The sequence below is a fragment of the Mesorhizobium sp. ISC15 genome (genome assembly GCF_037162615.1).
Taxonomy (GTDB): domain Bacteria; phylum Pseudomonadota; class Alphaproteobacteria; order Rhizobiales; family Rhizobiaceae; genus Mesorhizobium; species Mesorhizobium mediterraneum.
In genome coordinates this window covers 4,944,980-4,963,511 of sequence record NZ_JAVSPX010000001.1, presented here as the reverse complement: position 1 = coordinate 4,963,511, position 18,532 = coordinate 4,944,980, and the positions used below count along the sequence as shown (strand labels likewise).

Genomic DNA, 18,532 nt, shown 5'->3' with positions numbered 1-18,532 from the left:
CGATGGCATTTCGGCTGGCTCCAACAGCGGCCTCGGAAGGGTTCCGGCTCGAGGCACATGACACGGTCGGTTCCACCAATGCGCTGGCGCTGGATCATGCGCGGGCCGGGGACCCGGGAAAGCTCTGGGTCGTTTCAAAAAAACAGGAAAGCGGGCGTGGCCGGCGCGGCCGGGTCTGGGCGACGCCCGAGGGCAATCTGGCGGCGACGCTGCTTGTCGTCACCAACGCCGAGCTTCGCCTTGCCGCGACGCTCGGCTTCGTCGCCGGGCTGGCGCTGGCCGATGCGCTCGACGCCGTCGTGCCGAAGGGCAGGATCGCAATCGGCCTCGACGGCGGCAGCGATGGGAAGAACCGTTTCGAGCTCAAATGGCCGAACGATGTGCTCGCCTCCGGCGCCAAGCTTGCCGGCATCCTGCTGGAATCGGCGATACTCGAAGGCGATCGCTTCGCGGTGGCGGTGGGCATCGGTGTCAATGTTGTGGCTTATCCCAACGATTTGCCATATCCCGCGACATCGCTTAGCGCGCTGGGTGCTGCTTGCGATGCCGAGACATTGTTTCTGGCGCTGTCGGATGCCTGGAGCGAGAATGCGCGGCTGTGGAATGAGGGGCGCGGGCTTTCCGCCGTCAGGCAGCGCTGGCTGGCGCGCGCGGCAGGGCTTGGCGGGCAGGTTGCTGTCAGAATTGACGGTAATGTGGTGCGCGGCACGTTCGAGACCATTGACGAGGACTGCCGTTTCGTGATCCGCGACGATGAGGGTTCGGTTCTGACGATCGCCGCCGGCGATGTGCATTTTGGCGCGGTCGCGTCGGCTCAGGTTTGACGGGCCTAGATTAGACGGGCCTGGTTTGACCGGCCAGGAAAGGAAAGATCATGGCGAAAGCTGAAAACGCCGAACTCGTCTTCGTGCCGCTCGGCGGCGTCGGCGAGATCGGCATGAACTTCGCCCTCTATGGCTACGGCCCGGCCAATGCGCGCGAATGGATTGTCGTCGATGTCGGCGTCACCTTTCCCGATGCCAGCCTGCCTGGCGTCGACCTGGTGCTGCCCGACACGCGCTTCATCGAGGAGAACATCGCCAATCTGCGCGGCATCGTCATCACGCACGCGCATGAGGACCATTACGGCGCGCTGCTCGACACATGGCCGAAGCTCAAGGCGCCGGTCTGGATGACGCCCTTCGGCGCCGGATTGCTGGAAGCCAAGCGGCAAGGCGAGCAGGGCGCACCGAAGATCCCGTTGACGATCTACCGGGCCGGCGAAAAATTCACCATCGGCCCGTTCGAGATCGAGGCGATTCCCGTCGCGCATTCTATTCCTGAACCGATGTCGCTGGCGATCACCTCGCCGGCCGGCACCGTCATCCACACCGGCGACTGGAAGATCGATCCGGCGCCGACGATCGGACCGATGACCGACGAGGCCCGCTTCCGCGCCTATGGCGACAAGGGCGTGCTGGCGCTGATCTGTGATTCCACCAATGCGCTGCGGGAAGGGGAGTCGCCGTCCGAAGTGGCGGTGGGCGAGGGCCTCAAGGGCGTCATCCAGAGCGCCAAGGGCCGTGTCGCGGTCACCACTTTTTCCTCCAATGTCGGGCGCATCGTCTCCATTGCCAAGGCGGCTAGGGATGCCGGCCGCCAGTGCCTGGTGCTTGGCCGCTCGCTGAAGCGCGTCATCGATGTTGCCGGTGAGCTCGGCTACATGGACGGGCTGCCCGAATTCATCGCCGAGGAGGATTTTGGCTTCATCCCGCGCGAAAACCTCGTCATCATCTGCACCGGCAGCCAGGGCGAGCCGCTGGCGGCATTGGCAAAACTGTCGCGCGACGAGATGAAATCGGTGTCGCTGACAGCAGGCGACACGGTGGTGTTTTCCTCGCGCACCATTCCCGGCAACGAGAAGGGGATACTCGAGATCAAGAACCGCCTGATCGATCTCGGCATCAAGATCATCGAGGACGGCGATGCGCTGGTGCATGTCTCCGGCCATCCACGCCGCAGCGAGTTGCGCAAGATGTATGAATGGGTGCGGCCGCAGATCGGCGTTCCCGTGCATGGCGAGGCGGCGCATCTGGTGGCGCAGGGCTCGCTGATGTCAACGTCGGGCATCGGCCAGGTGGCGCAGGTGCGCGACGGCGACATGCTGCGGCTCTATCCAGGTGCTGCCACGATCATCGACCAGGTGCCGTTCGGCCGCATCTACAAGGACGGCAGGCTGATCGGCACCGACCAGGCAATGGGCATTCGCGACCGGCGCAAGCTGTCCTTCGCCGGCCATGTCGCGGTCAATGTCGTGCTCGACGACAAATATGAGCTCGCCGGCGATCCCGACCTGGTCGCCATCGGCGTCGCCGAGGCCGATGCGCGCGGCGAGAGCCTGGAAGACCTGATGATCGATGCGGCAATCGGCGCCGTGGACTCCATCCCCCGTCAGCGCCGAAAAGACCTCGACCTCGTGCAGGAGGCGGTGCGCCGCGCCGTCCGCGGCGCCGCCAACGAAGCCTGGGGCAAGAAGCCGCTGGTGACAGTGTTCGTCACGCGGTGACGAACAAGGGAGTAGGGGAGTAGGGGAGTAGGGGAGTAGGGGAGTGGGGCAGTATGGGAGTAGGGAAGAGCAAAAAAGCTCGCACGCCTCAATGTCTTTTTCCCTACTCCCCTACTGCCTTATTCCCCTACTCCCCTAACTTTCGGAGCACCCTATGCTCGGACGCCTGAACCATGTCGCGCTTGCCGTGCCGGATCTTGCCGCGGCGACAGCGGCCTATCGCGACACGCTCGGCGCTCGGGTGACCGCACCGCAGGCGCTGCCGGAACATGGCGTGACGGTGGTGTTCGTCGATGTCGGCAACACCAAGATCGAATTGCTGGAGCCGCTCGGCGAGGGTTCGCCGATCGCGGCATTCCTCGAGAAGAACCCCTCGGGCGGCATGCATCATGTCTGTTATGAGGTTGACGACATTCTTGCCGCGCGTGATCACCTCAAGGCCAGCGGCGCCCGCGTCCTGGGCGACGGCAACCCGAAGACCGGCGCGCATGGCAAGCCGGTGCTGTTCCTGCATCCCAAGGATTTCTTCGGCACGCTGGTCGAACTGGAGCAAGCATGAGCTGGGTTTCGTTTATCGCCCTGTTCTTCATCACATGGTGGGTGGTGCTGTTCGCCGTCCTGCCGTTCAGCATGAGGACGCAGGACGAGGATCAGGACGTGACGCTGGGCACTGTACATAGCGCGCCTCGCGGACCGCATATGCTGCGCGCCGTGCTGCGGACGACGATCGTCACGATGGTTCTTCTTGGCATCTTCTATGGCATCACGAGGGGGCTCGGCCTCGGCATCGACGATATCCCGCACATCGTGCCGGATTTTAGCCAGAGCCCCAAGAGTTAGCATAACCGGCGACGCACTATTCGTCGCCCTGAACGCGAGCGCCGATGGGGGCAAAACAAAGCCGGCTTCCGGATTTGTTTTGCTGCCGCGAGGGCGCCACGCGCTCCAAGGGATTAATATTTACGCGCGTCAATTTCTTGCTTTAGCGGCCGCGCACCTTCGGGCGACACGTCTGGATAAAGCGATTTGGCAGTACGTCGTGCTAACCAAATGATTGCACAAAAAAAATGCAAGGCACAAGGCCTTGCAATTTAAACGCGTCCGATCTGTTTCCGGTGTCCGGCGGCAGCGAGTAACCGCGCCTAGATCGCATCCTCCCAAGACTTTGACCGCGTAGGAGGGCAGATTTCTTTCCGCCCTCTCGGTTATCGGGGCACATTAGACCAAGGCGGGTGAAAATGTCACGCAGAATTTTGCCTGGAAATAGGCAATCTCGTGCTGCACTGCACAATAGTGTGGCAAGCGTTGCTTGCGAAACGACCAGCAAGGCGGATGCGGCACTGCGGCACCCTTTGCGGCGCTTGGGGGGCGGGTTTCCATTCCGTCATGAAATGGCTATGAAGCCGGGGCAAGCAAGCCCAGCGCTGCGCCGATTCCGGTGCGGTAACTCTCTCTCACGGACCAGTCCATGCGTTTGTCGCGCTATTTCCTGCCTATCCTCAAAGAAAACCCGCGCGAGGCCGAAATCGTCTCGCACCGGCTGATGCTACGCGCCGGCATGATCCGCCAGCAGGGGCAAGGCAGTTTTTCCTGGCTGCCGCTCGGCAAAAGGGTGCTGGACAAGGTCTGCCGGATCATTCGCGAGGAGCAGAACCGCGCCGGCGCGCTCGAGATCCTGATGCCGACCATCCAGTCCGCCGAGCTGTGGCGCGAAAGCGGCCGCTATGACGATTATGGCAAGGAGATGCTGCGCATCAAGGACCGGCAAGATCGGGACATGCTCTATGGGCCGACCAACGAGGAGATGGTCACCGAGATTTTCCGCGCCTATGTGAAGTCGTACAAGGATCTGCCGCTCAATCTCTATCACATCCAGTGGAAGTTCCGCGACGAGGTGCGGCCGCGCTTCGGCGTCATGCGCAGCAGAGAGTTCCTGATGAAGGACGCCTATTCCTTCGATCTCGACTTCGAAAGCGCCAAGGCGGCCTATAACAGGATGTTCGTGTCCTACCTCAGGACGTTCACGCGCATGGGGCTGCAGGCGATCCCGATGCGTGCCGACACCGGGCCGATCGGCGGCGACCTCAGCCACGAATTCATCATCCTGGCCGACACCGGCGAGAGCCAGGTCTATTGCCATCGCGATTATCTCGCGCTTGATGTGCCGGGCGCGGACACGGACTTCTCTAACGATGCCGCGATCGGCGACATCGTCAAGACATGGACGACGCCCTATGCCGCGACCGACGAGATGCACGACGAGGCGGCGTGGGAGAAGGTTGCGACAAGCGACAGGGTCTCGGCGCGCGGCATCGAGGTCGGCCACATCTTCCATTTCGGCGACAAATATTCGAAGCCGATGGGCGCCAAGGTGACCGGGCCCGACGGCAAGGATCATTTTGCCTCCGGGGGTTCCTACGGCATCGGCCCGACGCGGCTGGTTGCGGCGATCATTGAGGCCAGCCATGACGACAACGGCATCATCTGGCCGGAGGCGGTGGCGCCTTTCGACATCGGCCTGATCAACATGAAGGCCGGTGACGCCGAGTGCGACCGCGTCTGCGATGAACTCCATGCAGCGTTTGTCGCTGTCGGCAAGGATGTGCTCTACGACGACACCGACCAGCGGCCGGGCGGCAAATTCGCCACCGCCGACCTGATCGGCCTGCCGTGGCAGGTGATCGTCGGGCCGCGCGGCGTGGCCGCCGGCGAGATCGAGATCAAGAACCGCAAGACCGGCGAGCGTGAGACGCTGCCGATCGCCGAGGTAAAGAAACGCTTCGGTTCTGCAGCATGAGCGAAGCGGCAGTAGCGAAACCCCCGGCCGCCGGAGCTTTTTCCGTTTTCGAACGCATGGTCGCGTGGCGCTATCTGCGTTCGCGCCGCAAGGAGACGGTGATCTCCGTCATCGCCTCGATCTCTTTCCTCGGCATCATGCTGGGCGTTGCCACGTTGATCGTCGTGATGGCCGTCATGAACGGGTTTCGCGCCGAGCTCCTGACGCGCATTCTCGGCGTCAACGGCCATCTGATCGTGCAGCCGCTCGACATGCCGCTGGAGGACTATGCGCAGGTTGCCGACCGCATCAACGGCGTGCCCGGCGTCAAATACGCCATTCCGCTGATCGACGGGCAAGTGCTGGCGCAAGGCAATGTCGGCGGCGGGTCAGGGGCGCTGGTTCGCGGCATACGCGGCGAGGATCTGGGCAAGATTTCGATCGTCGCCGACAATATCAAGCAGGGTTCGATCGCCGGCTTCGACACAAGCGAGGGCGTCGCCATCGGCAGCCGCATGGCCGAGAATCTCGGTCTTGTGCTCGGCGACACCATCACGCTGATCGCGCCCGACGGCGATGTGACGCCGCTCGGCACGACGCCGCGCATGAAGGGCTATCCGGTCACGGCGATCTTCGAGGTCGGCATGTCGGAATATGATAGTTCCATCGTCTACATGCCGTTTTCGGAAGCGCAGCTCTATTTCAACATGGATGGCCGGGCCCAGACGATCGAGCTCTATGTCGACAATCCCGACAATGTCGACTCGCTGAAGCCGAAGATCGAGGAGGCGTCGCAGCGGCCGATCACCATGGTCGACTGGCGAGAACGCAACAGGACATTCTTCGATGCGCTGCAAGTGGAGCGCAACGTCATGTTCATGATCCTGACGCTGATTGTGCTGGTGGCGGCGCTCAACATCATTTCGGGCCTGATCATGCTGGTGAAGGACAAGGGCCACGACATCGCGATCCTGCGCACCATGGGTGCCACGCGCGGAGCGATCCTGCGCATCTTCCTGATGACGGGCGCGGCGATCGGCGTGGTGGGCACCATCGCCGGCGTGCTGCTCGGCGTCGTCATCTGCCTGAACGTCGAGCGAATCCGCCAGTTCTTCTCCTGGCTGGCCGGCGAGAGACTGTTCAATCCCGAGCTCTATTTCCTCAGCCAACTGCCTGCCCGCATGGACGCCAGCGAGACGATCTCGGTGGTGCTCATGGCGCTGGTGCTGTCGTTCCTGGCGACGCTGTTTCCGGCATGGCGCGCGGCCAGGCTCGATCCCGTCGAAGCGCTGAGGTACGAATGATGGCCGAGGCCATTATCGAGCTGAAGAGCGTCGAGCGGCACTATGTCCAGGGCCCGCGCAAGCTGACGATCCTCAATGGCGCCGATTTTTCGCTGAAGCGCGGCGAGATCGTGGCGCTGGTGGCGCCTTCGGGCACCGGCAAATCGACGCTGCTGCACACCGCCGGACTGCTGGAGCGGCCAGACGCCGGCGATGTCATTCTGGCCGGCCGCGCCTGCGGGCGGCTTTCCGACGACGAGCGCACGGCGATCCGCCGCAACGATGTCGGCTTCGTCTATCAGTTCCATCACCTGCTGCCGGAGTTCACGGCGCTGGAAAACATCATGATGCCGCAGCTGATAAAAGGGCTGACGCGCAAGGAGGCTGCCGAGCGTTCGGCGCAACTGCTCGACTACATGCAGATCGGCAAGCGCGCGCAGCATCGCCCCTCGGAATTGTCCGGCGGCGAGCAGCAGCGCGTCGCCATCGCGCGCGCCGTCGCCAATGCGCCGCTGGTGCTGCTGGCAGACGAGCCGACCGGCAACCTAGACCCGGTCACCGCCTCTTATGTGTTCGAGGCGCTGAGCGCGCTGGTCCGGCAATCGGGCCTGGCGGCGCTGATCGCCACCCACAATCACGAGCTTGCCTCGCGCATGGACCGTCGTGTCACGCTGGCCGACGGCAAGGTTGTTCCGCTTTAGGTGTATCGATATTCAGGTGATGCCGGCCTGACCTGAATCTCCACACTTGGCGACTGACTATCAGCATGCTGTCCGGCTGCATTTTCGCCACACGCAACCAGCGCCGAAAACGGCGGAAATCCGGCTCGCAACCTTTTCTTAACCCTGCCGAACTGAGCGCCCGGAATTTCGCGACACGCTCGGATTGCGGTCGTTGACATTCGAACAAAATTAGAACAAAATACGAACATACTGAAAACAGGAGAGCGTTATGACCGGTCTTGTTCAGGATGTCGTGTCGCTGGTGTGCATGAGCACGTTTCTCGTTTCCATGGCAATCTGGATCGGAGCGATGTGAGGCAGCGTGCCCCGTTCTTCACGGGGGGAGGGGCAGCGTCGGAGTTCGGTGGTTCAGCGCTGTCAGCCAGCCTTGCGGGCGGTTTCGACAATCAAAGGCGCCGCCGGTCCGAAGACATCCTCGAATGCGGATTTCAGCGCGAGATCGAGGTCGGCCATCCCTAGGGGAAGGCCGAGGTCGACGAGGCTGGTCACGCCGTGATCCTGCACGCCGCACGGCACGATGCCGCTGAAGTGGCTGAGATCGGGCTCGACATTGATGGCGATGCCGTGAAAGCTCACCCAGCGCCTCAGCCTGATGCCGATGGCAGCGATCTTGTCCTCGGCCGGCGATCCGTCTGCCAGGGTGGGGCGATCCGGTCGCACCACCCAGACGCCGACGCGGTCCTCGCGTCGTTCGCCGCGCACGTTGAAGGCGGCGAGCGTGCCGATGATCCATTGTTCAAGCGCGGCAACGAAGGCGCGGACATCCTCGCGTCGCCGCTTCAAGTCGAGCATCACATAAGCGACCCGCTGGCCCGGCCCATGATAGGTGTACTCGCCGCCGCGCCCGGCCGCGAACACCGGGAAACGGTTCGGCTCGATCAGGTCCTCGATGCGGGCGCTGGTGCCGGCGGTGTAGAGCGGCGGATGCTCGACCAGCCAGACCATCTCGCCGGCGGCGCCGCTTCGGATCGCTTCGGCACGCGCCTCCATCACGGCAAGCGCATCCGGATAGGCGGTGAGGCCGGGTTCGATCCGCCATTCGACCGGCGCCGAACCGGGCAGGGGCAGGAACGACGTGGCGATCTTGCTGCGTTCTGTCATGGCGTGTCTCGTCTAAAGCGCGTCGCGTTTGAAGGGAACCGTGGGCACGCTTTAGATTTTTGTTTTATGCATATCGTTGTCCCAAAACCGCTGCGCACTTTTGGGCGACATGCATTAGCCTCACATATGGCGGCAATCGGGCGAAACGTCCAGTTCCGGGCGCGTTCCAGCTCTTTGAAGGGTTATGCCGAAGCCCGGGCAATTATTGCGCGACGCGCCCTTGTTTCGCCGGAAACGATTTGCTACACGCCGCGAGCCGGTTCGTTTCGGCTCCTACCACGTGCGGTCGTGGCGGAATTGGTAGACGCGCAGCGTTGAGGTCGCTGTGGGGCAACCCGTGGAAGTTCGAGTCTTCTCGACCGCACCAGCTTTATCCAATAAGCTATTATTCTACCTCGCAATTTCTGTTTCCTTGCAGTTCTTCCCAAGACTGTTCATGCAAACTGAAACACTGCGCGAAACTGCGGGCGGTTTGGGCGCGCGGTAAGCCGCGCACTAACCGCGTGGTTTGACCCAAAGCCGTCATACGGCAAGGCCGTTGCCGGAAGGCAATGTATCTGTCAGTACGTCATTCGCCCCCACGCCTGAAAGATGCGTGGGAGGGATATGGTCGTGTCCGACCGGTCGGCAAAGGATTTGATCTCGCGCGTCACGTGGTCGACCTCTTCGGCGGTGGCGATGCCCGATGCTGCGACGGCTCCGGCGATCGCCGCCATGGTGAGCGATGTGGTCTGTTTGATGTCGCGGCTTCGCCCGAAGGGTTGGACGAGGCCGGAGTCGACACTAGCAAAGCCCGCGCTTTCCAGAAGGCGGACCAGCCTGCGCCCGATGAACGGGTCGCCGCCACGCGCCTTGAGCGTCGCGACAAAGAGCTCGCTATAGCGATCGACGGCTGGACAAGGCGGATCGCAGAACTGGCCGGCATAGTCGATATCCTCGACGATCAAGACGCCGCCCGGCGCCAGCGCCGCCCTTGCTCTCGCCAGCACTTCCTCCGGGCTCGCGAGATGCGTGAGAACGAACCGGATATAGACCAACGCGGCGCCCGAGATTGGCCATGGATCGAGCACGCTGGCCTTGTGAAACGCGACATTGGCGAGGCTGCGGTTGGCTGCCTCTTCGCGGGCCGCCGCCAGCTTCTCTTCGTCGAGATCGAATCCGACGACGCGGCCGTTTGAACCGACCCGAGCCGCCAACTCGAAGCTGACGTCACCGCCGCCGCAACCGGCGTCCAGCGCCAACATTCCGTTCAGCGGTTCGAAGCGATCGAGAAGCGCTCGGGTTGCCGGCGCCAGCACGCGCGAGATGAGGGCGAGCCGCGACCGCCCTTCCTCGCCACCCTTGATGATGTAGCTCCGGAGTTCCTCAGCGTTGGCCATGGGTCTCCCCAATTGCTGTTGACGCTGCCGTTTGGCCAGCATCGGTGCCAAGCCGCCCGCCTCCTTCCACAGCAAATTGCCATATGGCGGCGCCGCCGATCAACAACGACGGTCCCCGCTGTTACAGACGTAACCAAATTCCGTTTCGCTGAAATCATTCTGTAGCGCAATTCTACGAGACAGCGCCATTCATGACATGAGAGTAGCGGAGCGCGAGGGATGATCTATCAGCAGTCATGGGATGTCGTCAGAAACCTTCTCTCGGCGATCGGGATCGTGGGCACTGTGCTTGCCCTGACCGCAGCGGCACCCGCGCAGGAAGTGACACTGACAGTGGCCGATCAGAATCCGCCGACCGCCTGGGGCTCCGTCCACGCGATGCAGCCCTGGATCAAGAAGATCGAGGAAGCAACCAAAGGCCGCGTGAAGATCGAGCACTATCCGGGGCAGACCATGGTGAAAGGGACGGAGACGTGGAACGCGGTGCGCGCCGGCGTCGTCGACATTGGCTGGTGCTTCCACGGCTACTGGCCGGACGTCACCCCGCTGTCGGATGTGATCACCCTGCCTGGCCTGCCGATCACGTCCGCCGAGAAAGGCAGCGAAGTGTTGTGGAAACTCTACGAAAGGTTCCCCGCCATACGGGAGGAATACGCTGAGACCCAGCCGCTGGCGCTGTGGATGAGCCATCCGTACTTCATCCTCACCACCAGCAAACAGGTGAAGACGCTGGAGGATTTGAAGGGCCTCAAGATACGCGTGACCGGCGGACCGCCGACCGAGCAGATGAAGGCGCTGGGCGCCGTGCCGACACTGGTCCCGATGCCGGATGTCTACCAGGCCCTCGACAAGGGCGTGGTCGACGGCATGGGAGCGCCTTGGGAGGCGGTGAATGCCTTCCGGCTCTACGAGGTCGCGAAATACTACACGATCGCGCCGCTCTCTGCCGTGTACGGCTCGCTGTGCGCCAACAAACAGAAATGGGACAGCCTGCCCATGGATATCCGCAACGCCATCATGAGCGTCAGCGGCCTCGAAGGTTCGAAATTATGGGGCAGGAACTTCTTCGACGCAGCCGAGCAGGCAGCCCTCGACGGGGCCGAGGCGGAAAACCGCGAGATGATCCGCTACGCGATGCCGACGGAGGAGGTGGTGCGCTGGAACAAGGTCGCCGCTCAGCCGCTGTGGGACGCTTGGGTCAAAAAAATGGAAGCCAAAGGCCACAAGGAGGCCCGACAGATTCTTGAAGCCACCATCGAGATGTTGAACGACTGATGTTCGGCGGTTCTCAGAGCGAGATGACGCCTCAACGAAAAGCCGATGTCCGACACGATGCCACCATCCCAAGACATGACCGTTCTTGGACGAATCGAGAAATGGCAGCGGCGTTGCGAGTTCATGCTCGTTTACGCCGCCGTCACTGCGACCGCCATCATGATGCTGCTGACCAGCGCCGATGCCGTCTGTCGTTATTTTTTGAACAGCCCGATCCTGATCGCCTACGAGCTCACCGAGAAATACTTGATGACCGCGGCAATCTTTCTCGGCCTGCCTTCCGCATTTCGAGGCGGAGCCTTCATCCGGGTGACCTTTCTGGTGGATCGGCTTTCGCCGTTGCCGCGATCGATTGCTGATCACCTCGCATACATCGTCGCCATATTGTGCTGCCTCGTATTCGCGGCGGCGACCGTGCAGCAGGCATACCGCTCGCTCTTCGAGCCCACGAAGCTGAGCGCGCTGCCGATTCCGGTCGGCCCGGCGTATTTGCTGCCCCCGCTCGGCTTCCTCATTCTTGCGCTGGCAATCCTGACCGGCTCGCCGCGTCGTGACCGGCCCGCCGCGTCGTGAACGCTAGCCGATGGTCACCGCGCTTCCCTTAGTCGCACTGGTCGCGCTTCTGCTGCTCGGCGTGCCGATCGCGGTCGCGCTTGCCGCGTCGGGCATGCTGGGCATTTATGTGGTGACCGGCGATCTCGCCAAGATGCTGGGCATCGTCGCCCTGACGCCGTTCGATACGGTGGCGGACTATGGCCTCACGACGATCCCGATGTTCATCCTGATGGCCTATTTCTCGGCTTCGAGCGGGCTCGCGCGCGACCTTTACTCCGCGGCGAGCAATTGGTTGTCGCTCATCCCAGGTGGGCTCGCTATCGCCACCGTGTTCTCCTGCGGGGTGTTCGGCGCGATGTCAGGTGCAAGCGTCGCCGCGGCCTCGGTAATGTCGAACATCGCCATGCCGGAGATGCGCCGGCACGGCTATTCCGAAGAACTTGCCGCCGGCGCGATCGGCGTCGGTGCTACGCTCGACATCCTGATCCCGCCAAGCGTCGCCATGGTGATCTACGGGTTTGCCACACAGACTTCCGTCGGCAAGCTGCTGATCGCCGGCATCATGCCTGGCATTCTGATCGGCATCCTGCTGGCATTGACGATCTATCTCTGGGTCACGATCAGCCCGTCGCATGCGCCTCAGACCTATCGCGTTCCCGCCAGGGAGCGCTGGGCAAGCCTCGCGCGCGTGTGGCCGAGCCTGTTGCTCATCGTCATCGTGATCGCGCTGCTCTACCTCGGGATCGCTACTCCGACCGAGGTGGGCGTGGTCGGCGCGTTGGTGGCGGGCGTGATCGGCGTCGCACTTGGCGGGCTGTCGGCGCATGGCGTGCTGGAGGCGCTGAAATCGACGATTCGCACCTCCGCCATGATTTTCCTGATCCTGATCGGCGCGACCTTATTCGGCCACTACATGACGCTCAGCCGCATTCCGCAGGAGATCGTCGCGTTGGTGACCGCGATGGATCTCAATCGCTGGATGGTGATCATCGGCATTTTGGCGGTCTACTTCGTCATCAGCATGTTCATGGACGAGATCCCGCTGCTGCTTCTGACATTGCAACTGACGTTCCCGCTCATCACTTCGCTCGGCTTCGATCCGATCTGGTTCGGCGTCGTTTCCATGATGATGGTCGCCATGGGGCTTGTCTTCCCGCCGGTCGGCCTCGTCGCGTTCGTCGTTGGGACGACCGCGGGAGCCGACCTGACGAGGGTATACAAGGGCACCAGCATCCTGACGATTGCGCTCGTCGTGACGACAGTGCTGCTGATCATCTTCCCGCAGATTGCCCTGTGGTTGCCGGCGACAATGCGCTGATCATAGGCTGAGCCGTTCCGGAACGGCGGATCGCCACTCTTCCTCCGTTGCTACAACTGTAATCAAATTCCTCCTCCTTGAAATCATTCCGTAGTGCGGCTCTTCGACTATCGCGCCCAACATTTTCGTCAATCAGGCCCAACATTTTCGTCAATCAGGAGAGCGCGATGTATCGAAACGGCATCTTTCCGCACGAAGTGCGCCGAGCCCTCGATGGACGGATGAGGCGAATCAAGAACTCGGCAAGAACCACAGGCAGGCGCGTGTCCGATCCTGACATTCAGTCGCTGCTGCGACCGCTTTACGAGAAGCGCTACGGCTCGCGCAGAAAACACGCCGGCTATCAGCGGTCCGGCCGCTGACCCAGTTCGACATCCGTTTTTCCCAACCAGCCGGGAGGGACAACATCGATGTGTCCAAAGAAGATCGGCAAAGCCGAAGACGAAAGCTAGACGCGGCTTTCCAGCCGCGAAAGCAGGTAGTCTACCTCTTGTCTGGCCGCCGCCGACAACGCGCTGCCCGGCTTGCGCTGGGCGTCGGACGCGATGGCACCGCGCTTCATCATCACATATTTGCGCACCGCAAGGCCCACACCGGGTTGCTGCTCATAGCGCAGATAGGGCAGGTGGGCGTCGAAAAGATCGTGCGCCTTGTCGCGCTCGCCGGCGGCAGACAGTTTCACCACGTCGACCAGCATATCGGGGAAAGCATAGCCAGTCATCGCACCGTCGGCGCCGCGCTCCATCTCGAAGTCGAGGAAGAGGCCGCCATTACCGGTGAGGATGGACAGCGGGCGCAGCGAGCCGTCCTTCTGGAAGCCGCGCAGCGCGCTGATCTTCTCCAGGCCCGGCCAGTCCTCGTGCTTGAGCATGAAGCAGGCCGGGTTGTCGGTGACAATGCGGCGGATGACAGCCGGCGTCATGACGACCGAGAGGGTCAGCGGATAGTCCTGCAGGACGAAAGGAACATCCTCGCCGACCGCTTCGGATGCGTTGCGGAAATAGGTGACGATCTGGTCGTCGGTGCGCAGCGATGGCTGCGGCGCAATCATCACGCCCTGGGCGCCGACCTCCATCGAGGCACGCGCAAGGCTGCGCATTGCGGCGAAGCCGGGTGCGGAGACGCCGACGATGACCGGCAGCTTGGTGCGCGCCACGATGCGTTTGACGATCTCGAGCGATTCGCCGGCGTCGAGCTTCGGGGCCTCGCCCATGATGCCGAGGATGGTCATCCCATCGACGCCGCAGCGCTCGTAAAAATCGACCATCGAATCGAGTGATTCCCAGTCGATCTTGCCATCCGCCTCGAACGGCGTCGGGGCAATGGTGTAGACACTTTTGGTGTCAGGACCGATGGCCATGAGATTCTCCTAAAATTCAGCTTTCAGCGTAGCGGGCCGACGTCCGACCCAACCCGGCAGCTGGTCCGGACGGGCGGGCGCGAAGATTTCGTAGAACGTGGTTTTTAGCACGCATTTTTTTGATATTCCCGTGCCTCGCCAAAGGAGGCTGAGACCGATGCTGGCGCCGATCCGTGCGGCGGATGGACGTCGAAGACCATCGATCCGGACGGCTTTGCCAAAGTGAAGATACAGCTTTAACCTTCTGCAACGCATTTCCAGGTCGAAAACCGGGTTTGATACTCTATCTGTCCGGGAACGCCGCACGGAACGGAGCCATCTTCATGAGTGACAGCCAGGTCCAGGTAAGGATTGCGGGAAGGGACACCATTCGAAGCCTGCATGCCGACCTGCCAGTCAACGCCACGTTCCATATCTGGCTCAAGGCGACCAAGCCGGACGTTCCGGGCTCGCTGTCTTTTTCCAATGTCCGTGGCAAATTCGGCGAGGTAAGCGTTACGAACGCCGAAGAGTATGAATTCAGGATTTTTCACGTCTTCGGCGGTGGCAGCGTCGAACTGGATTACGACACGGATCAAACCTCGGTGTCGGTTGCCTACTGGTTCGCGTTGGCCGACGTGCTGGAGACAGGTATTACAGTTATCCACACCAATCCGGGAAATGCGCCGCCGAACATCCCTGACAGCTATCATTTTCGTCCGCCGTTCGGCTGGATGAACGATCCCAACGGCTTTGGCCGGTTTGGAGGTCGCCCACATCTCTTTTATCAGCATTATTCCCATGGTCTTCGGTGGAACACGATGCATTGGGGACACGCCGTATCTTCGGATTATTTGCGGTGGCGCCACATGCCTATCTTCCTGTTCCCATCGGAAGATCTTACCGCACGGCCCGACAGACGGGGCGGTGCGTATTCCGGCTCGGCAGTCCCGCTTGCCGATGGCCCGGGCATTCGCGTCTTTTTTACCGAGCAGGTACAGGACCGCATCCCAGAACAGCAAATCCAACTCACTGCCACTTCCAGCGACCTCATCATGGCGGGAAATGCGGACGTCATCCTGCCATACCGCCCGCTTGACGAGGGACTGACAGCGGATTTTCGCGACCCATACGTGTTCAGGGGGCCGGATGGCCTTTGGAAAATGCTGCTGGGCAGCCAGAGCAGCGAAGGCGGCGTTGTCCTGCTCTACGAAACCCATGACCATACGGCGGCCAGCGGCTGGACGTATATCGGCAAGCTTCTGGTCGAGAAACACTATCGGACGACGGCGATCGAATGTCCCTGTCTGCTGCCGCTCGACGGGCCTGCGACCGATCCCGCGACGCGCTGGGTTCTAATTCTCGGGTTGATGAACAGTGAGGACCAGTCCACCCGGCGCAAGAACCTGACAATGGCCATTGTAGGCTGGTTCGATGGACAGACTTTTGCCAAGGAATTCGAACAGGAACTGGACTTCGGGGCGGATAATTACGCCTTCCAGGCCTTCGTCGACGGTGATGCCATTGTCGGTATAGGCTGGCTTGCCAACTGGGCCGACACCGGACCGGCGATCGATTTCCCCACCGCCATGACGCTGCCTCGCAATATCCACCTGTCTGCAGGCGAGTTGCATACCCCGCCCATCGGAGCTGCCGAGAGCCTGCGGAGCCATATTCTGGACCGAACACGCCTTGCAGCCGGAGAGCAGGTAAGCTTTATCAATGGCGCCGTCGAAATCCTGTTCGAGTTGGAAAAACCGGGTGTCCATTTCCACCTGAAGCTCGAGCATCCAACTGTCCGCCTCGACGTTGTCGTCGACGACGACGGGCTTGCCATCTGTCATGGAGACGACGCGGCGGAATCTCCTCACTATATCGCCAAGGGAGCCCGTCCAAAACGGCTGCGGATATTCCTCGACTACGGATCGATCGAGGTGTTCGCCGATCGCGGTCGTTGGGCTGGCACGAAACGGATCAGTGGTTTTGAGCCGATACAATCCGCACGTCTCATCGCCGAAGCGGGTGCCGTTCTGCACGCGACGGTATGGGCGCTCAAACCCTGACAAGGAGATCCTATTTCCAGTTCAGGATTGGGCGTCCTCAAACACCGACCAATGAACGAGACCTTCGACGACACCAAAGGCAAACTGTTCCTTCGCGCTGTAAATCAGCGGGTTGTTCCGGGCCATGTCAAGCAGTTCGGGTAAGGCATTGGCGACGACAATCCCGCGCGCACCCGGCAGGTCGAACATACTGCGATCGTTGTTGGTGTCGCCGGCGACGACCACCTCATCAAGGCCGATGCCGAGTTCATTGCAGAGCCAGGCCAGCGCCTGCCCCTTGTCTGCCGAACGCGGCAGGACGTCGAGATCCCGTCCGCTCGAATAGACCATCGTCACCGACAGGCCGGCTTCAACCAGCGCACGCTCGATATCGGCAAGGGCGTCCGGGCTTGCGTCGTGCAGGTACCAACTCGATTTGAAGGCGTGTTGATAACCGTCGGGCTGCCGGACGGTGTCTTTGAGCGATCCGAGCACCGCATCGACCTTTTCAAGAGACCAGCCTTCCGAAAGCCTCTGGGTAAAGTGCTCCAAATCAGTAAAGTGTGCGGGGCGCGAGCTGTGCCGCGGACCGGCGAGCATCGTGCCGACACCCCCGATCACGTAGTCCGGGGCTGGCAGGCCGACTTCGTCGACGAAATTCAAAATGTCGTCGGCCAGACGACCGCTATTGTAGACGAGAACCGGTCGGCGCTCGGGGTCGAGCGCTTCCCATTTGGAACGAAAGCGTGACGTCGCCGGCGCATGGCCTGCCAGGGTCCCGTCGAGATCACTCGATAGAAGCGCGATCGGTCTCAATCGCCGTCGTTCCACGGCTCGTCCCAATCATGGTCGTCGACCGCTTTCAACACCGGACGTCCTTCGACAAGGCTGACAAGCTGCTGTGCGATACCTGTCCAGGTGAACAGGCTGCGCGCCTTGTGCGCACCCATGCGGCCCAGTCGGCCGTAGAGGCGGGGGTGCTTCATAGGCTTGACGATCGTGATGCCCAGATCTTCCTTGTCGAACGGATCACCGAAGAGGGCGTGCCGGCCATAGCTGATCCCGCGATAGAGGCCGCCATGGATCGTAACCACGGTGGGCGTTCCGCAGGCCATTGCCTCGATCGCGGTCATGCCGAACGGCTCGTAGCGGCTCGACAGCACGAACATGTCCGCCGCCCGATAGGTGTCGGCCAGATCCTCGTCGGCAACATAGCCGGAGAAGACGACACGATCCTGCAAGCCTAGCTGTTCAACCTGTTCCTTGAGCTGGTTCAGGATCTTCTGTTCCTGCTCGTCCATGTTCTCGCCGCCGACGGCGAGCCTCAGGACCGCATCTGGCACACGCGGCGCCACCACGGAAAACGCATCGATCAGCAGGTCATAGCCCTTATTGGTGGCGAGCCGGCCGAGCGCCAGGATCGTTCGTCCCTCGAAACCGAGCCGGTGGCGGATCAGCCGGCGAGACGCCTCGCTGACGGGGAAGAACCGGTTGTCGTCGTAACCGGGTGGGATCATGTGCACGCGGTCGCGCTCGAGGCTGTAGTCCTCGACCAGCATGTCCACCTGCGGCGGCGTTGTTGCAATCACCATGGCGCAGCTTCGATAGATGATCGTCTCGTGCTTTATGCGCTCGGTGAAATTGAATTCGGCTTCGAATGTATCGGCCTTATCAGGGTAGTCCGTCTTCATCTGGCGCTGCTTCCATATGCCGAGAGAGTGCGGCGTATGGATGTGCGGGATAGTGAGCGCCTCCGACAGTCGTTGCCCCGCCACACCCGCATCCCAGTAGTGACTGTTGATGAAGTCGTAGGAGAGGTTTTCCCTGCGAATTAGGCGCAGCGCGTTTTCACACCACTCGAGCAGGTGGCGATGGAGATATTCCTTCGGAATGAAATCGGGTCCGCCACAGGCGACACGCAGGACACGAACCCCGTCGGCCACTTCATCGACAGGCGGTTGGTCTTCAAATCGTCGTGTCCAGATATCGACGGCATACCCCAATTGGGCCAGTTTTTTGGCCAGTTCCAGGACATAGACCACCTGTCCGCCGGTATCGGCCGCACCAAGTGGCGGGTTGGCTGCAACGTAGCCGTGGGTTGAAATGAGTGCAATTCTAGGTATCGCCGCGTCCGAGTTGTCGTTCGGCATCTCTATCCTTCTCTACGATTGATCTC

General features: G+C 61.7%; 16 protein-coding genes and 1 tRNA gene. 12 read left to right on the top strand and 5 right to left on the bottom strand.

What is annotated here, in order from left to right:
• Positions 1-2 precede the first annotated feature (2 nt).
• From RPG13_RS23830 to RPG13_RS23800, 7 genes are all read left to right on the top strand, one after another.
• Positions 3-824: a biotin--[acetyl-CoA-carboxylase] ligase gene (locus RPG13_RS23830; protein ID WP_128285459.1), complete on the top strand. Its 822-nt coding sequence runs from the start codon at positions 3-5 to the stop codon at positions 822-824.
• A 50-nt stretch (positions 825-874) separates the two neighbouring features.
• Positions 875-2,545: a ribonuclease J gene (locus tag RPG13_RS23825; protein WP_127204826.1), complete on the top strand. Its 1,671-nt coding sequence runs from the start codon at positions 875-877 to the stop codon at positions 2,543-2,545.
• Positions 2,546-2,699: 154 nt separating this feature from the next.
• The gene (gene mce / locus RPG13_RS23820) at positions 2,700-3,104 is read left to right on the top strand and encodes a methylmalonyl-CoA epimerase (protein ID WP_095483449.1); all 405 of its coding nucleotides are present in this window, start codon (positions 2,700-2,702) and stop codon (positions 3,102-3,104) included.
• Positions 3,101-3,385, top strand: a complete 285-nt coding sequence (locus tag RPG13_RS23815) for a DUF1467 family protein (RefSeq protein ID WP_095483450.1) — start codon at positions 3,101-3,103, stop codon at positions 3,383-3,385. Before mce ends, RPG13_RS23815 begins: the two co-directional genes overlap by 4 nt.
• A 628-nt stretch (positions 3,386-4,013) precedes the next feature.
• Positions 4,014-5,342 carry a proline--tRNA ligase gene (gene proS, locus RPG13_RS23810; protein ID WP_337126141.1) on the top strand — a complete coding sequence of 443 codons (1,329 nt, stop codon included), beginning with the start codon at positions 4,014-4,016 and terminating at the stop codon, positions 5,340-5,342.
• On the top strand, positions 5,339-6,625 hold the full coding sequence (locus tag RPG13_RS23805; protein ID WP_337126139.1) for a lipoprotein-releasing ABC transporter permease subunit: 1,287 nt from the start codon (positions 5,339-5,341) through the stop codon (positions 6,623-6,625). The genes proS and RPG13_RS23805 overlap by 4 nt, the downstream gene beginning before the upstream one ends.
• Positions 6,622-7,305 (top strand): ABC transporter ATP-binding protein, encoded by a 684-nt coding sequence (locus RPG13_RS23800; protein WP_185928275.1) that lies wholly within the window; start codon positions 6,622-6,624, stop codon positions 7,303-7,305. The genes RPG13_RS23805 and RPG13_RS23800 overlap by 4 nt, the downstream gene beginning before the upstream one ends.
• A gap of 399 nt (positions 7,306-7,704) precedes the next feature.
• On the opposite strand, the gene lipB is transcribed toward RPG13_RS23800, so the two are convergent.
• Positions 7,705-8,448: a lipoyl(octanoyl) transferase LipB gene (gene lipB / locus RPG13_RS23795; RefSeq protein WP_337126137.1), complete on the bottom strand. Its 744-nt coding sequence runs from the start codon at positions 8,446-8,448 to the stop codon at positions 7,705-7,707.
• 282 nt (positions 8,449-8,730) lie between these two features.
• Here lipB and RPG13_RS23790 point away from each other — a divergent pair.
• Positions 8,731-8,815, top strand: a tRNA-Leu gene (locus tag RPG13_RS23790).
• A 193-nt stretch (positions 8,816-9,008) separates the two neighbouring features.
• On the opposite strand, the gene RPG13_RS23785 is transcribed toward RPG13_RS23790, so the two are convergent.
• Positions 9,009-9,827 carry a methyltransferase domain-containing protein gene (locus RPG13_RS23785; RefSeq protein WP_158302514.1) on the bottom strand — a complete coding sequence of 273 codons (819 nt, stop codon included), beginning with the start codon at positions 9,825-9,827 and terminating at the stop codon, positions 9,009-9,011.
• Between the two features lie 219 nt (positions 9,828-10,046).
• Between RPG13_RS23785 and RPG13_RS23780 the strand changes: the two genes are divergently transcribed.
• From RPG13_RS23780 to RPG13_RS23770, 3 genes are read left to right on the top strand one after another with little or no spacing between them, the layout of a single operon-like run.
• A complete protein-coding gene (locus tag RPG13_RS23780; protein ID WP_095483456.1) occupies positions 10,047-11,102 on the top strand; it encodes a TRAP transporter substrate-binding protein in 1,056 nt (351 codons plus the stop codon).
• Between the two features lie 45 nt (positions 11,103-11,147).
• Complete coding sequence (locus RPG13_RS23775; protein ID WP_095483457.1) at positions 11,148-11,675, top strand: TRAP transporter small permease; 528 nt, start codon at positions 11,148-11,150, stop codon at positions 11,673-11,675.
• Between the two features lie 10 nt (positions 11,676-11,685).
• A complete protein-coding gene (locus RPG13_RS23770; protein WP_095483458.1) occupies positions 11,686-12,975 on the top strand; it encodes a TRAP transporter large permease in 1,290 nt (429 codons plus the stop codon).
• Positions 12,976-13,423: 448 nt separating this feature from the next.
• Here RPG13_RS23770 and RPG13_RS23765 read toward each other — a convergent pair whose 3' ends face one another.
• Positions 13,424-14,335, bottom strand: a complete 912-nt coding sequence (locus tag RPG13_RS23765) for a dihydrodipicolinate synthase family protein (RefSeq protein ID WP_095483460.1) — start codon at positions 14,333-14,335, stop codon at positions 13,424-13,426.
• 323 nt (positions 14,336-14,658) lie between these two features.
• Here RPG13_RS23765 and RPG13_RS23760 point away from each other — a divergent pair, with 323 nt between their 5' ends.
• Positions 14,659-16,377, top strand: coding sequence for a GH32 C-terminal domain-containing protein (locus tag RPG13_RS23760; RefSeq protein ID WP_095483492.1), 1,719 nt, complete (start codon positions 14,659-14,661; stop codon positions 16,375-16,377).
• A 21-nt stretch (positions 16,378-16,398) separates the two neighbouring features.
• On the opposite strand, the gene RPG13_RS23755 is transcribed toward RPG13_RS23760, so the two are convergent.
• Together RPG13_RS23755 and RPG13_RS23750 are read right to left on the bottom strand one after the other, a co-directional pair.
• The gene (locus tag RPG13_RS23755) at positions 16,399-17,172 is read right to left on the bottom strand and encodes an HAD-IIB family hydrolase (protein ID WP_095483461.1); all 774 of its coding nucleotides are present in this window, start codon (positions 17,170-17,172) and stop codon (positions 16,399-16,401) included.
• On the bottom strand, positions 17,169-18,506 hold the full coding sequence (locus RPG13_RS23750; protein ID WP_095483462.1) for a glycosyltransferase family 4 protein: 1,338 nt from the start codon (positions 18,504-18,506) through the stop codon (positions 17,169-17,171). Before RPG13_RS23750 ends, RPG13_RS23755 begins: the two co-directional genes overlap by 4 nt.
• Between the last annotated feature and the right edge of the window lie 26 nt (positions 18,507-18,532).